This is a genomic window from Cellulomonas gilvus ATCC 13127, assembly GCF_000218545.1.
Classification (GTDB): domain Bacteria; phylum Actinomycetota; class Actinomycetes; order Actinomycetales; family Cellulomonadaceae; genus Cellulomonas; species Cellulomonas gilvus.
In genome coordinates this window covers 343,203-358,052 of sequence record NC_015671.1, presented here as the reverse complement: position 1 = coordinate 358,052, position 14,850 = coordinate 343,203, and the positions used below count along the sequence as shown (strand labels likewise).

The following is a 14,850-nucleotide window of genomic DNA, read 5'->3' as shown; positions in this document are numbered from 1 at the left end:
TCCCCGTGCACCCGGACCGCCCGCGCGGGGGCCCGGCGGACCACCCTGCCACACCGCCCGTGGCCCACCCGGGGCGGTGCGCGGACGGGTGAAACTTCGCGCGGGACCGGGCGGCGGTCGGTGCCGGTGCGAGATCCTCACGCGAGCGAGGCACGCCCCTCGCCCCACGACCGGAGGAACCGCATGACCGTCCGTACCACTCCTGCCCGCACGCGTGCGCTCGTCGTCCTGACGACCGCGCTCGCCCTGCTCGCCACGCTGCTCGGCGGCGCTCCCGCCTCGGCAGCGGGCGCGACCACCATCACCGGGCGCGTCACGTACCCGTCCGCGATCACCGATCCCGGTCCGACGTACGTCGTCGTGTTCTCGCCCGACGACCGCTACATCGAGCACGCCGCGCAGGCGTCCGTGGCGCCTGACGGCACGTTCACCGTGTCCGGGCTCGACGCGGGCGAGGGCTACCAGGTCATGCTCACCGACGTGAGCGGTCAGACGGCGACGGGCTACTACGCGAAGGGCGCCACCCGGCTGGCGGTCGGCGTCAGCGGCGCCACGCTGGTCAAGCCCGGCGCGACGCTCGCCCTCAAGCCGCGCGTCGCGGTCACCACGAGCGTGGTCCTCACGCTGCCGGAGAACACGTTCCCGTCCTGGAGCCCCCGGGGCGCCTACCTCGTGGAGGCGGCGACCGGCCGCCCGTTCGCTGCCGAGAGCCGGTTCGGCGCCGCCGCGGTCACCACGATCCCGCTGACGTTCGGCGGCGTCGCGGCCGAGGGCCGGTACACGCTGTTCCTGGCCACCGACGAGGACCAGGACACGGGCTACTACTACGGCGGGGCCGGGCGGGCCATGGTGCGGGCCCGCGCCAAGGCGGCACTGGTGCCCGCGGGCGCGAAGAACCTCAAGGTCCTGGTGATGGGCGTGGTCAACACGACCGTCCCCACGGTCACGGGCAAGGCGAAGGTCGGCGCGAAGCTGACCGCCACCCCGGGCACGTGGGCGGTCGCGGGCACGCCGTCCTACCGGTGGCTGCGCAACGGCGTCGCGATCAGCGGCGCCACCGGCAAGACCTACGTGCCGGTCGCCGCGGACCTGGGCAAGAAGCTCAAGGTCCAGGTCACGTTCAAGGCGACGACGCCGGGCTACGCGCCCGGAGTCGCCACCTCGACGGCGACGGCGGCCGTCACGCGCTGACGCAGGTCCCACGGCGACGGCCCGTCCCCCCCCGGGGCGGGCCGTCGCCGTGCCAGGATGCCGGGCGTGATCACCCTCTACCTGCACGGACGCGTCGCGACGAGCCGCCCGGAGCTCGAGCGGTTCCTGGTCGGGGCACGCCCCGTCTACGAGGAGCCGGGCGGCATCCGGACGCGCCTGCAGTGGCACCTGACGGAGCCGGACCGGTTCGTCGAGATCATCGAGTACGCCGACCGTGCGACGTACGACGCCGACCAGCTCCGCACCGAGTCCGACGCGCGCATGCGTGACCTGCTCGCGCAGTGGCGCACGCACCTGGCGGGCCCGCCGGTGGTCGAGGCCTACGACGAGGCCGCGCTCGGCTGAGCCGCCCGCCGCGGCACCCGGGGTGGGCGCCGCGGGCGGGCGTGCGTCAGCTCGCGGGGACCGTCGCCTCGATGCGGACCACGTCCCCGGTGCGCCGGAAGACCTGCGCGCTCACCTCGGCATCGAGCGCGCCCTCGACACCCTCGACGAGCGAGCCGTCCGCGAGGTGCGCGACCACGCGCACCGACCCGGCGCCCGCGGTGCGGTGGTACACCACCGGGACCTGGCAGAACGTGAACGCGAGCGAGCCGGCGGGCAGCTCGGTCCGGTGCTCGTGCCCCGCGACGTCGGTGTGGACGAACGTGACCGGCTCCGCGGTCCACTCGGCCTCCCGCAGGAGCACGGGACGCACCACGATCCGCCCGTGCTCGACGCGCAGCCCCAGCTCGCCCAGGCGCGTGAGGATCTCCTCCTTGACCTGCCCGGTCATGCCGGGCTGACGCGCACCCTTGCCCGCGGGGGTGTGCGAGTACGGGTCCACGGGGAACGCGCCGTACACCTCGGGCGTCTTGCAGTAGCCCAGCCCGAGCCGGACGTCCTCGTAGGCGTCCTGCAGGCCCGTGACGACCGCCTCGTCGGCGCCCTCGGCGATGGCCCGCTCCAGGTTCTCCTGCACCGCGAGCAGCAGCTTGGAGACCATGTGCCAGTAGATGCTGCCCAGGCCCTCGTACGCGAAGAACGAGCCCGAGCGCCCGGTGAACTCGGCGTGCCGGAACACCTGCTCGAACACGTCGAGCACCGCCTGGCGGCCCTCGGCCACCTGCTGCGCGGTCAGCCCCGCGACCCGGCCGGGCAGCGCGTCGAGCGCCGCCTGGACGTCGCGCGCGTTGTGCAGGCCGGGCGCGAACCGGTGGTCGCCGCGCACGTCGCGCAGCACCAGCGAGGTGTCGCCCGCCTCGACCAGCGCGGCGAGCAGCGGCGCGGACGCCGCCTGCTCCGCCGTGACCAGGTTGCGCGCCAGGAACGTGGGCAGCTCACGGTCCGGGTACAGCTGGTAGGAGTGCTGGTCCGCGCGGTACAGCGCGCTGCTCCGCAGCGCCCGGACGAGCGCGAGCGCCTCCGCGGGCGTCAGCAGGCCCGACGAGAGCACCGCGACCTGGCCCTCGAGCATCTCCTGCAGCCGGCCGATGCTCGCGCCGTCGCGCAGGTCCAGCAGGTTGTAGGAGTGGAACAGCCCGTCCGGGCGCCGGTTGGCCCGCAGTGCGGCGTCGACGTACAGCTGCGCGGCCGCGAGGCACTCCTGCACCGCGTCCGCCGTGACGGCCGTGCGCTCACCGCTGAACCCCACGTAGACGCGCGTGCGGTAGTCCGTGCCCGCCGCGCCCAGGGCGTCCATGACCGAGCGGCGCGTGCGGTCGTCGAACCCGGTGCCCACGTGCGCGCGGTGCGCGTCGAGCGCGGCGTGCACGTCCGTCAGGAGACCCGCGAGCTCGCTGGTCACCGTGACGTCGTCCGTCAGCAGGTCCCGCGCCAGGCTCAGCGCGCGGCGCAGGTATGCGAGCGTCACCACGGACAGGCCCTTGCCGACCAGCGCGTTGTTCGCGTCGTTCCACTCGGGGCGCTGCGTGTTCATCCAGATGCCGCCGTCCGGCACCAGGTTGACCACCTTCGCGAGGATCGTGAGCAGCAGCTTCTCACCCAGCGACACGCGGACCAGCTCGCCGTCGGGGCCGTGGACCAGCCGCCCGTCGGCACCCTCGGTCCGGATGCGCCGCGCGACCTCCTCCTCCTTGGCCGTGTCGAACGCGATCGTCGCGATGGGCTCGACGACCGTCTCGTCGTACGTCGCGATGCGGTACGGCACGTCGGCGTGTGTGAACACCGCACGGTCGACGAGCGCCTCGAGCCGGCCCGGGTGGAAGCGCTGCGAGGCCTCCAGCAGCTTGACCAGGTAGATCACCTGGTGGTCGCTCCAGTAGCCGATGTTCGCCCACGGGTTCGAGGGCTCGGGGACCTCCCAGTCGATGCCCGAGCGGGAGATCCGGTACGGGTTGTAGCCGTCGGCCGTCGTCGCGTCGAGGAACACGGCGACCATCGACTCGATGTACTCCGGGAACGAGAACGCGAGCGCCTCCCAGTTCTGGAAGATGTCCCGCCAGTTGCCCTGGAAGTCGACGCGCGTCCGGCCGTTCGCGTCCGTGAGCGCGATCTGGAACTTGTTCCACGGCCGGCTCGGGTCGCCGTGGCGCCGGCTGAACGTCAGCGGCAGGTACTCGCGCACGAGGCGCAGCAGGTCCGGGTCGCCCGACGCGTCGGCCCGCTCGATCAGATCGTCGATCCGCGCGGTCGTGCCCAGCGCGTCGAACCAGGCCCCGCTGCGCGCCGCGGTCCGCGGGCTGCGCTGCGCGACGAACGCGCGCAGGTCCGCCGTCTCGACCGTGTAGCCGTCGACGAGCACGCCGCCGCGCATGATGTTGAACAGCACGTTCGCCCGGTGGTGCGCGGTCGCGATCTCCTCGCCCGTGGCCTGCGCGCCGTCCGCCGAGCCGACCAGCAGGTCCAGGTGCGCACGCGTCGCCTCGACGTCCGCGGCCAGCGCCGCCGCTGCTCCGGCCCGGTCCGCCAGCACGGTCTGCAGGCGCACCACGTCCGCCGCGCTCTGGTCCACGTCCGCGACGACGCTCCAGCGGCGCGTCTCGCCCGCGCCCAGCGTCAGCCGCGCGCGCACCAGGTAGGCGCCCTTCTCGCCGCGCACCTCGTGCTCGGGGGCCACGGGGCGGCCGTCGGCGAACGCCCCGACCTGGCGCGTCGAGAGCAGGTGGTCCACGTCCTCGAGGCCCACGTGCCACGCGACGGTCGTCGCGAGCGACTCGCTCGGGTCCGCCTTGTCCGTCAGCGTCGAGTTCAGGTAGACGAGCCCGAGCCCGGTCGCGGCGTCCACCTCCGCGCGCTTGTACGCGTCCAGCAGGCTCGACAGCTCACCCTGCGTCTGGACCGTGACACCCGCGGGCAGCAGGTCGACGAAACCGTCCAGCACCTCGGCCCGGACCACCCGGTCCGCGACCGCCGCGACCTCGACCTCGCGCACCACACCGAACCGCGCCGCGGTGCGCCACGTCACGCGCACGCGCAGGCCCAGGTCCGCGCGGGTCTCCTCGAACACGAGCGTGGTGCCCAGCGGGTCCTTGTAGAGGTTCCGCTCGGCGTGCGGGTCGCCCGGCCGGCGCGGCGCGAACGGCTGCCAGAACACCGTGCCCTCGCTCGTCTCGACCCGGAGCAGCGTGAGCCCGCCGGTCCGGCCCGCGCCCGCCGTGACCTTGTCCTCCGTCGCGTACGTGAACAGCGCGCGGTCCGCCTGCTCACGGCCCGCGGTCACACCACCCGTGCTGGAGATGAACACCCACAGGTCGCTCGCGCCCACGAGCGTCATGAAGAACGGCGGCAGGTCGTCGTAGGACGCGATGCGGTAGAAGCGCCGGCCGTCCAGGTCGACCAGGCCCGATTCCGGGGTGCCGGTCACCTGTCCCTGCTCGTCCGTGAGCGCGGGCGGGAGAGTCTGCGACGCCATTGCCGATGTCCTTCTTTCCGTGCGCGCATGAGCCGGTCCGGGCGGACACGTGGGCCGCATCGGTGCGGCGTGGGTGCGCTCCCCTACAGTGACACGTGTCAACGGCGGCTGGCAAAGGACCAAGGCCCACCCTGTCGGGCGCCGCCGACGCCGTCCCGACGCGGGCCCCGCTGGCGCGATGGCGTCCGACTCCCGGTCGCGGGTCCTGCGCGGACTACTCGCCGCACGCGGGCGGCGGGGTCGCCGACCCGGGCGCGGCCACGAGCTCGCCGATGGTCAGGGGGCGCTCGGCACGGACGAGGAGGTGCGGCTCGTCCAGCTCGGCGGCGAGCACGACCTCGCCGGACGACACGGACACGTCCACCGACGTCCCCATCGACGCGAGCGCACAGCCGGCGTCGAACGCGGTCACGTCGAAGTTGACGATCTCGGCCGTCGCGCCCACCCGTCCGGCGAGGGCCTCGGGGTCGGCGACGAGCTCGAACGAGCCGTCGGCGCCGGTCAGGGCGGCAGCGATGGTGACGATGTCCACGAAGTCGCCGACCTCGCCCTCGCCGAGCGTCTCCTCGTCCGGCCACGCCTGCGCGATCACCGGGACGCCTGCGCCCGCGCCCTCGATCGTGCCGGCGGCGATCACCGGCCCGGCGAGCTCGGACGACGGCCGCACCCCGGCGAGCTCCGCGAGCATCGCGTTCTGTGTCTCGGCCGACAAGGACGCCGCCGGCCCGTCCGGGGCCGAGGCGCCCAGCAGCGCAGCGGTCGCGACCGCGACCCCGACGAGGCGCACCCAAGATCCACGCATCCGACGTTCCCCCTGCTCACGGCCGTACGGCGCACGACGACCGAGCCAGTCAAGCAGAAGTCGTCGGTGAAGGTGGGGGCTTTCGGTCCTGACGTGGCCCTCCGGACGAGAAAGGGCCTCACCCTCCTGCGCTACCGCAGCGGGGTGAGGCCCTTGGTCCCGGGAGCCGCCTAAGGGAATCGAACCCTTGACCTTCTCATTACGAGTGAGACGCTCTGCCGACTGAGCTAAGGCGGCGTCGTCGGACCGTGCGGACCGGCGAGCGCGCCTACTGTACCCGGCGGCGCGCGTGGCTCCAAAGCGGGCCCACGGGCACGCGCGCGATCAGCAGGTGGTGCCGTCCCCGGGGACCTCACCGTCCAGCAGGTAGCCGTCCACCGCGTCGCCGATGCAGTCGTTCGAGCGGCCGTAGGCGGTGTGACCCTCGCCCTCGTACGTGAGCAGGACGCCCGAGTCGAGGATCTTCGCCAGGGCCTGGGCCTGCTCGTACGGGGTCGCGGGGTCGTTGGTCGTCCCGATCACGACGATGGGCGCCGCACCGGCCGCCGAGAAGTCGTCGAGCCCACCGACCTCGGGGACGGACCACTGCGCGCACCGCGTGCCGCCGAACGTGAAGAACTCCCCGACGGTCGGGGCGGCCGCCATGATCGCCTCGGCGTCGGCGCGCATGTCCGCGAGGTCCGCGCTCGCGCGCGGGTCGAGGCAGCCGATGGACCAGAACGCCTCGGTCTGGTTGGTGCCGTAGCTGCCGTCCTCGCGCCGGTCGTAGTACGCGTCGGACAGCGTGAGCAGGATGGAGCCGTCGCCGTCGAGGGCCGAGGTCAGCGCGGACGTGAGGTACGTCCAGTACTCCTGGGAGTACAGCGTGACGGCGATGCCGGTGAAGGCGAGCGAGCGGGTCAGCGGACGGTCGGTCCCGGTGCGCAGCGGGCTCTCGTACGCGCGGTCCAGGAGCGCGGTGATCTGCCGCATGCCGTCGTCGACCGATCCGGTCAGCGGGCAGCGTGAGCCGCCCTGGCAGTCCGCGACGTACGCGCGCAGCGCGTTCTCGAAGCCGACCGCCTGCGCGGCCGTGGCCTCCTCGGCCGTCAGCGTGGGGTCCACCGCACCGTCCAGCACCACGCGTCCGACGCGCTCCGGGAACAGGCCCGCGTACGTCGCGCCCAGCTGCGTGCCGTAGGAGTAGCCGAGGTAGTGCAGCTGCTCGTCGCCGAGCACCGCGCGCAGCACGTCCATGTCCCGCGCGGCGCTGATCGTGTCGACGTGGCCGAACACCGGACCCGTCCGCTCGAGGCACTCCTGGGAGAACGCGCCGAACATGTCGGCCGCCTCCGCGATGCCCTCGTCCGTGGTCAGGTCCGGGTCGAACGCGAGCAGCTCGTCCAGCTCGTCGGCGGGCACGCACGTCACGGCCGGCGTCGAGGCCTGCACGCCGCGCGGGTCGAAGCCCACCAGGTCGTACCGGGCCTGGACGTCCTCGCTCACGGTGGTGGCGGCCTGCTCCACGAAGTCCACACCCGAGCCGCCGGGGCCCCCGGGGTTGAGCAGGAGCGAGCCGATGCGGTCCCCGCCCGTCGCGCGCTGGCGCGCCACCGCGAGCTCGACGGATCCGGCCTCGAGGTCCGCGTAGTCCAGCGGCACCTCGAGGCGCGCGCACTCGCCCTGGTCGCACTCCTGCCACGCGAGCGTCTGCGCGTAGAACCGCGCGAGACCGGGCTCGGGTGCGCTCTGCGCGTCGGGGGTCGCGTCCGCCCGCGGGCTGGCCTGGTGCTTGGGTGCCGAGCACCCGGTCACGACGAGCGCCGCGACGACGAGCAGGCCGAGCGGACGGAGCAGGCGGGAAGGCGAAGGCACGCGGACACGGTAGCCGCCGCACCGGTGCCATCCGGTGCGCTCCACAGTGCTCAGCCCTGCGGCCGCAGCGCCACCGCCATCGCCTCGACCGCGAGCAGCGGAGCGACGTTGCCCTCGAGCCGTGTGCGCGCCTGGCCGATCGCGTCCATGCGGCGCAGCGTCTGCTCGGGCGTGGAGGACGCGGCCAGGGCGCGCGCGGTCTCGTCGTGGTCCACGTTGACCAGCGGGACGTCGGCGCCCAGCTGGACCACCAGCACGTCCCGGTACAGCGAGAGCAGGTCGAGCATCGCGCGGTCCAGGACGTCACGCTGCGCACGCGTGGCACGGCGCTTCTGGTCGTCCTCGAGCTGACGGACCTGGGACCGCAGCGCGGGCGGCACGGTGGCCGCACCCTCCGCGCCCAGGCTGCGCAGGAGCGCCGCACGTTCGCTCGCGTCCCGCTCCTCGGTGGCCGCCTTGGCGTCGGCCTGCGCGGTCGCGACGAGGTCACCGGCGGCGAGCACGGCGTCGCCCACGCCCCGGATGCGCGCCGCGATCTGCAGCACCTCGTTGCGCCGGCGCCGGGCCTCCGGGTCCCGCGCCAGGCGCCGCGCGACGCCCACGTGGCTCTGCGCGGCGCGGGCCGCCGCCTCCGCGACGGCCGGGTCGATGCCGTCACGCCGGACCAGCAGCTCGACGACCGCCTCGACGGGCGGCACCCGCAGAGCGACCGCCCGGCTGCGCGAGCGCAACGTGACCAGCACGTCCTGCGGGCTGGGTGCGCACAGCATCCAGACCGTGCGGGGCGCGGGCTCCTCGAGCGCCTTGAGCAGCACGTTCGACGTCTTCTCCACCAGCCGGTCCGCGTCCTCCACCAGGATCACGCGCCACCGGCCCGCCGACGGCGACCGCTGCGCGAGCTCGACCAGGGGCCGCACCGCGTCGATGAGGATGTTGACGCCCTCGGTCGCCACCACCGTGACGTCGGGGTGCGTGCCGCCCAGCACGGTCAGGCACGCGTGGCACGTGCCGCAGCCGCCCTGCTCGCACTGCAGCGCGGCCGCGAACGCGCGCGCCAGGTTGGACCGGCCCGAGCCGGGCGGGCCGGTGAACAGCCACGCGTGCGTCATGGCGCCGGGGTCGACCACCGCGCGCTGCAGCTCGGCGATCGCGGGCTCCTGGCCCACCAGGCCGTCCCACACGCTCATGGCGCGCCCCGGCCGGCATCGGCGTCGAGCAGCGGCGCGAGCCGCTCGCGCACCGCGTGCGCGAGCTCGTCGGCCGGGCGCGTCGCGTCCAGCACCAGCCACCGCGCGGGGTCCGCGGCAGCGCGGGCCAGGAACGCCCGGCGCGTGCGGTGGTGGAAGTCGTCGCCCGCGCTCTCCAGCCGGTCCGGCGAGCCCGTGAGCCGGGCGCGCCCTACGTCGGGGTCGAGGTCCAGCAGGACCGTGACGTCCGGGAGCAGGCCGCCCGTCGCCCACAGCGAGAGACGCTCGACCTCGTCGGCGCCCAGCTCACGGCCCGTGCCCTGGTAGGCCACCGACGAGTCCAGGTAGCGGTCGGTGACCACCACAGCGCCGCGCTCGAGCGCGGGGCGGACGAGCGAGGCCACGTGGTGCGCGCGGTCGGTCGCGTACAGCAGCGCCTCGGTGCGCGCGTCCACGTGCTCGCCGTGCAGCACCGCGTCCCGCAGCGTGCGGCCCAGCTCCGTGCCGCCCGGCTCGCGCGTGAGCACCGCCTCGCGCCCGCGCGCGGCCAGCCACTCGCCCAGCAGCCGGACCTGCGTGGACTTGCCCGCGCCGTCACCGCCCTCGAACGAGACGAAGACCCCGCGGGCAGGCTCGGCAGCAGGCGTCGTCACGGCGTCAGGCTAGCCGCCCGCGCCGACACCTCCGCGGCCCGGATCACTCGCCGGGGTAGGCGACGCCGATCTGGCGACGCACCTCGTCGAGCGTGCGCAGGACCTCGAGCGTGCCCTGCCACGTCATGCGCGGGCTCTGCGTCTCGCCCGCCTCGATCCGCCGCGCGACCTCGGAGGCCTCGTACTGCAGGCCCTGCGCGCTCGGCTGGTCGAACGTCCACACCCGGCCGTCGAGCCGCGTGACGCGGAACGACGAGGGCCCGTAGAACGGCCCGGCGACCTCGATGTACCCCTCGGTGCCGGAGATGTGCGCGGCCGTCGGCGTGCGGGCCCACAGCGTCGTCGAGAGCGTCGCCTGCGTGCGCTCGCCGTAGGACAGCACGATCGAGACCTGCCCGTCGACGCCCGTCTCGGTCAGGCGGCCCACCGCGCTGACCGCATCGGGCACGCCCAGCAGGTCGTGCGCGAACGACACCGGGTAGACGCCCAGGTCCAGCAGCGCGCCGCCCGCGAGCTCGGGGGCGAACAGGCGCGACGCGGGGTCGAAGCCCATGAGCTGCCCGTGGTCGGCGCTGACGTTGACGACGTCCCCGATCTCGCCCGCGTCGATCACCTGGTGCAGCGCGGCGACGTGCGGGAGGAACCGCGTCCACATCGCCTCCATGACGAACACGCCCGCCTCGCGCGCGGCCGCGAACACCTGCTCGGCCTCGGCCGCGTTGCGCGTGAACGCCTTCTCGACGAGCACGTGCTTGCCGGCCGCGATCGCGAGCAGCGCGTGCTCGAGGTGCTCGGAGTGGGGGGTGGCCACGTAGATGGCGTCCACCTGCGGGTCCTCGACGAGCGGCCCGTAGCCCAGGTGCGTGGTCGGGATGCCGTGCGCGGTGGCGAAGCGCTCGGCGCGGTCGCGGTTGCGCGAGCCCACGGCCACCAGCTGCGCGCGCGTGTGGCGGGTCACGGCGTCGGCGAACGAGCCGGCGATCCGGCCGGCGCCCAGGACGCCCCAGCGGATCGGAGGTGCGGTGCGCGGGTCCTCGGTGCGTGCCATGCCGCCCAACGTAGCGGGCGGGCAGGGGATCGCCCACCGCGCGCGCCCTCACCAGGCCCTTTCTTCGGGGACTTTCTTAACCTGCCGTACATAGTTAGTCTCGGCGGGGTCGGCCCGACGAAGGGTCGAGCGGTCGCCCTGTCCGTGCCCGGCACGGAACTCGTTCAACGGAGAACTCATGGCCACGACTCGCACCACCACGCCCCCGGGCATCCCCGATCCGCACGGTCCCCGGCGCCCCCGGCGCTCGCGGACCGCCGCCCTGCTCGTCGCGGGCGCGCTCGCGCTCACGGGCACCGGCACGGCCGCCCAGGCCGACGAGCCCGACCCGTCCACGGTCGCGGTCGCGGACACCGCCGCCACGGCCGACACGGCCGCACTGTTCCGCTACCTGCGGGACCAGGAGTCCGGCGGCGTCCTGTTCGGCCAGCAGCACCCGACCGACGAGGCCGTCACGTCCACGACCACGGGCCCGGACGGGCTCCCGCTCAAGTCCGACGTGTTCGCGCAGACCGGCGACCTGCCCGGCGTGTTCGGCTACGACACGCTCGCGCTCAAGGGCGACGAGAAGCCGGGCACGCACGAGAACACCGACGAGGAGAACGCGCTCGCGCTCGCGGCCGAGTTCGTGCGGGCCGACGCGCTCGGCGGCGTGGTCACGCTGTCCGCGCACATGCCGAACTTCGTCACCGGCGGCCCGTACAACGACACCGCGGGCCGCGTGGTCAGCCACATCCTGCCGGGCGGCGACACGCACGACGAGTACCGCGCGTACCTGGACCTGGTGGCGACCGCCGCGCAGCACGCCGAGCGCACGGACGGGACCCTGGTGCCCGTGATCTTCCGGCCGTTCCACGAGAACACGGGCTCGTGGTTCTGGTGGGGCGCCGCGCACGCGACGTCGGGCGAGTACAAGGAGATCTTCCGGTTCACGGTCGAGTACCTGCGGGACGTCAAGGGCGTGCACAACCTGCTGTACGCGTTCTCGCCCAACGGCGCGTTCGACGGCGACGCCGACCGCTACCTGCAGACGTACCCGGGTGACCAGTGGGTCGACGTGCTGGGCTACGACTTCTACGAGAACTCGAACGCCGCGGACGACTCCGACGCGTACGTCGCCGCCGCGGTGCAGGACCTCGCGATGGTCGTCGACCTCGCGGACGCGCGGGGCAAGATCCCCGCGTTCACGGAGTTCGGCCGCAACGGCGACCGCACCATCCAGCCGACGGGCAACAAGTCGCTGCACTACTTCACCGACCTGCTCGGCGGCATCACGGCCGACGCGAAGGCCTCGCGCATCGCGTTCATGCTCACGTGGGCCAACTTCGGCTCGGGCCAGATCTACGTGCCGTACCCGGGCCACGAGATGGCGGCCGACTTCCAGGCGCTGTACGACGACCCCGCCTCGGTGTTCGCGAGCCAGACCGGCGGGCGGTTCGAGCTGCCCGGCACGCCCGGCGAGCAGCAGCCGTTCCTGCGGCTGGTCTCGCCCGCGGACGGCGCCCGCGTGACCACCGCGACCACCACGGTGCGCGCGCAGGTCACCGCAGCCCCGGACGTGGACACGGTGACGTTCGCACCCGCCGGCTCCGACCCGATCGCACTGACCCGCGACGACGACGGCTACTGGTCGGCCACGTGGGACATCGGCGAGGAGAACCTCACCAACCGGACGATCGCGGTCACCGTGACGGCCACGGGCGGCGGGCACGACCTGAGCACCTCGGCATCCCTCATCCTGGGCGCGCAGCCGGTGCTGCCCGTCGGCGTCGTCGACGACTTCGAGGGCTACGGCGACGACGTCGCTCTGCGCTCCGCGTACACGGTCGCCAACGCGACGTCCGACGCGATCTCGCTCGCCGACCACGGCGCCGGCAACGCGGTGCGGCTGTCCTACGACTACCCGGCGAGCCGGACGGGCTACCTGGGCTTCGGCAAGTCCTACGCACCCACGCAGAACTGGTCCGGCTTCGGCAGGCTCGACGCGTGGATCGACCCCGACGCCTCGGGCCACAAGCTCGTGCTGCAGGTCCAGGCGGGAGGCGTCACGTTCGAGGCGTACCCCTCGCTCGCGGGCGACGAGCCGTACCTCGCCTCGATCCCGTGGACGCAGTTCGCCCCCGCGCCGTGGGACACCGCCAACGCGGGTGCGACGCTCACGTGGGAGCGGCTGGCCAAGGTCAGCCAGGTCTTCGTCTACCTGAACGACGCGGGCGGCAGCGCGCCGCTGACCGGCTCGGTGCTGCTCGACGACATCCAGGCCGCGGGCGAGGGCGAGTACGTCGACCCCGAGCCGGGCGCCGAGCCCCTCACGGTGGACGACTTCGAGTCCTACGCCGACGAGGCCGCGTTCGACACCGCCTGGGGCAACCGCGGCAGGACCGAGCTCATCTCGCTGTCCGACGACGCCGCGCAGGGTGAGCAGGCGTTCGCGTTCGCGTACGACAACGCCGCGGGCGGCTGGCAGGACACCGCCCGCTGGCTCGGCGGACAGGACTGGTCGGGCCGCGACGCGCTCGCGCTGCAGGTCAAGGGCGACGGGTCCGGCAACCAGCTGGCGATCCAGATCGGCACGGGCTCGGGCGGCTACTACCTGGCGCAGGTGCCCCTGACCGACACGACGTGGCACGCCGTCGAGATCCCGTTCTCGAGCTTCTCGCCCTCGTGGCCGCCGGACCTCACCGACCCGCTCGACGACGCGCGCCTGGGCACGGTCAACGAGCTCGTGGTCGCGGCGAGCTCGACCGCGGGCGCGGGCACGTTCGGCATCGACGACGTGCGCGTCGTCGGCGGCGAGGCCGAGCCGGAGATCCCGGACGGCACGGCCGAGGTGCTGGACCGGTTCGACTCCTACGCCACCACCACGGACCTGCGGGCCGCGTGGAGCAACAACGCCGAGCAGGCCTGGGGCGACGGCTGGCAGCTGACGCTCGCGCCGGGCGCCGGTTCGGGCGGGACGCAGGCGGCGCGGTTCGCGTACGACTTCTCCACGACCACCTACCTGCAGGAGTCGCGCTGGCTGGGCGGGCACTCGTGGGCGGGGCTCGACGGCATCTCGGCGTGGGTGGACCCGAACGGCTCGGGCCAGCAGATGGCGTTCCGGTTCCGCACCGTCTCGGCCGACGGCACGGGTGAGGACTGGTTCTGGGACCTGCCCGTGGCCCTCACGGGCGACGCCCGCACGGTGCACCTGCCGTTCGCGGACGCCGTGGTCACCTACCCGTCCGGCCTGTCCCCCGAGCTGCGCCCGACGCGCGCGCAGCTCGCGAAGGTCAACGAGGTCATCCTCATGGCCACGCAGGCCTCGCCGAGCGCATCCGTCACGGGCTCGTTCGTCGTCGACGACCTCGTCGTCGGGGACTTCCCCGACGAGCCGACCCCGACCGCACCCGAGGTCACGACGCAGCCCGCGTCGACCTCGGGTGCGCTGGGCAGCACCGTGACGCTCAGCGCCGCCGCGAGCGGCGTCCCGGCCCCGGCGGTGCAGTGGCAGACCAGCGCACCGCGCAGCAGCACGTGGACGGACGTCCCGGGCGCGACCGCGGCCACGCTGGACGTGCGGCTCACGGCGAGCACCGACGGTGCGCGCTACCGCGCGGTGTTCACCAACGCGTCGGGCAGCGCGACCACCGCGGCGGCGACGCTCACGGTGACGCCCGCGGCGCCGGTGGTCACCACGCAACCCCGGTCGGTGAGCGGGAAGATCGGCAGCAGGGTGACGCTCGCCGCGCAGGCGAGCGGGTACCCGACGCCGACCGTGCAGTGGCAGCGCCGGGCGCACGGCTCGGCCGTGTGGGCCGACGTCCCGCGGGCCACCGGCCGCACGCTCACGGTCCTGGTCTCGGCGGGCAAGGACGGCTCGCGCTACCGCGCGGTGTTCCGCAACAGCGCGGGCAGCGCGACCACGGCCACCGCGACCGTCACGGCCACGCGCGTGCGGCCGCACGTCACCGCGCAGCCCCGTGCGGTGACCGTCGCGGCGGGAGCCACCGCACGGTTCAGCGTCACCGCGACCGGGTACCCCGCACCCCGCTACCAGTGGTACGTCCAGGCCCGGGGCTCGTCCTCGTGGCACAAGATCACCGGGGCGACCGCACGGTCGTACGCGACGAAGGCCACGTCGTCGCTGTCCGGTGCCAGGTTCCGCGTCGTGGTGCGCAACGACGCGGGTCAGGTCACGAGCGCGGCGGCTTCACTGACCGTCCGCCGCCGCTGACCTGACGACCGACGACGCCCCCGCC

9 protein-coding genes and 1 tRNA gene are annotated in these 14,850 nt (G+C 74.0%); 3 read left to right on the top strand and 7 right to left on the bottom strand.

Annotation, left to right across the window (positions count from 1 at the left end; translation table 11 throughout):
• Positions 1-183: 183 nt before the first annotated feature.
• Together CELGI_RS16230 and CELGI_RS01620 are read left to right on the top strand one after the other, a co-directional pair.
• A complete protein-coding gene (locus CELGI_RS16230; RefSeq protein WP_013882366.1) occupies positions 184-1,191 on the top strand; it encodes a hypothetical protein in 1,008 nt (335 codons plus the stop codon).
• A gap of 66 nt (positions 1,192-1,257) precedes the next feature.
• Positions 1,258-1,557, top strand: coding sequence for a hypothetical protein (locus tag CELGI_RS01620; protein WP_013882365.1), 300 nt, complete (start codon positions 1,258-1,260; stop codon positions 1,555-1,557).
• A 46-nt stretch (positions 1,558-1,603) separates the two neighbouring features.
• Here CELGI_RS01620 and CELGI_RS01615 read toward each other — a convergent pair whose 3' ends face one another.
• The 7 genes from CELGI_RS01615 to CELGI_RS01585 all read right to left on the bottom strand — a co-directional run bounded on the left by CELGI_RS01615 (position 1,604) and on the right by CELGI_RS01585 (position 10,609).
• Positions 1,604-5,065, bottom strand: a complete 3,462-nt coding sequence (locus CELGI_RS01615) for a hypothetical protein (RefSeq protein WP_013882364.1) — start codon at positions 5,063-5,065, stop codon at positions 1,604-1,606.
• Between the two features lie 214 nt (positions 5,066-5,279).
• Positions 5,280-5,867 carry a hypothetical protein gene (locus tag CELGI_RS01610; protein ID WP_013882363.1) on the bottom strand — a complete coding sequence of 196 codons (588 nt, stop codon included), beginning with the start codon at positions 5,865-5,867 and terminating at the stop codon, positions 5,280-5,282.
• A 164-nt stretch (positions 5,868-6,031) separates the two neighbouring features.
• A tRNA-Thr gene (locus tag CELGI_RS01605) sits at positions 6,032-6,104 on the bottom strand.
• An 87-nt stretch (positions 6,105-6,191) separates the two neighbouring features.
• Positions 6,192-7,721, bottom strand: a complete 1,530-nt coding sequence (locus tag CELGI_RS01600) for an alpha/beta hydrolase (RefSeq protein WP_041574318.1) — start codon at positions 7,719-7,721, stop codon at positions 6,192-6,194.
• Positions 7,722-7,771: 50 nt separating this feature from the next.
• Complete coding sequence (locus CELGI_RS01595) at positions 7,772-8,908, bottom strand: DNA polymerase III subunit delta' (protein ID WP_013882361.1); 1,137 nt, start codon at positions 8,906-8,908, stop codon at positions 7,772-7,774.
• On the bottom strand, positions 8,905-9,561 hold the full coding sequence (gene tmk, locus CELGI_RS01590; protein WP_013882360.1) for a dTMP kinase: 657 nt from the start codon (positions 9,559-9,561) through the stop codon (positions 8,905-8,907). The genes CELGI_RS01595 and tmk overlap by 4 nt, the downstream gene beginning before the upstream one ends.
• A 43-nt stretch (positions 9,562-9,604) precedes the next feature.
• Positions 9,605-10,609, bottom strand: coding sequence for a Gfo/Idh/MocA family protein (locus CELGI_RS01585; protein ID WP_013882359.1), 1,005 nt, complete (start codon positions 10,607-10,609; stop codon positions 9,605-9,607).
• A 178-nt stretch (positions 10,610-10,787) separates the two neighbouring features.
• Here CELGI_RS01585 and CELGI_RS16225 point away from each other — a divergent pair, with 178 nt between their 5' ends.
• Entirely contained in the window at positions 10,788-14,825 is a 4,038-nt protein-coding gene (locus CELGI_RS16225; RefSeq protein WP_013882358.1) for a CIA30 family protein, read from the top strand.
• Positions 14,826-14,850: the final 25 nt, after the last annotated feature.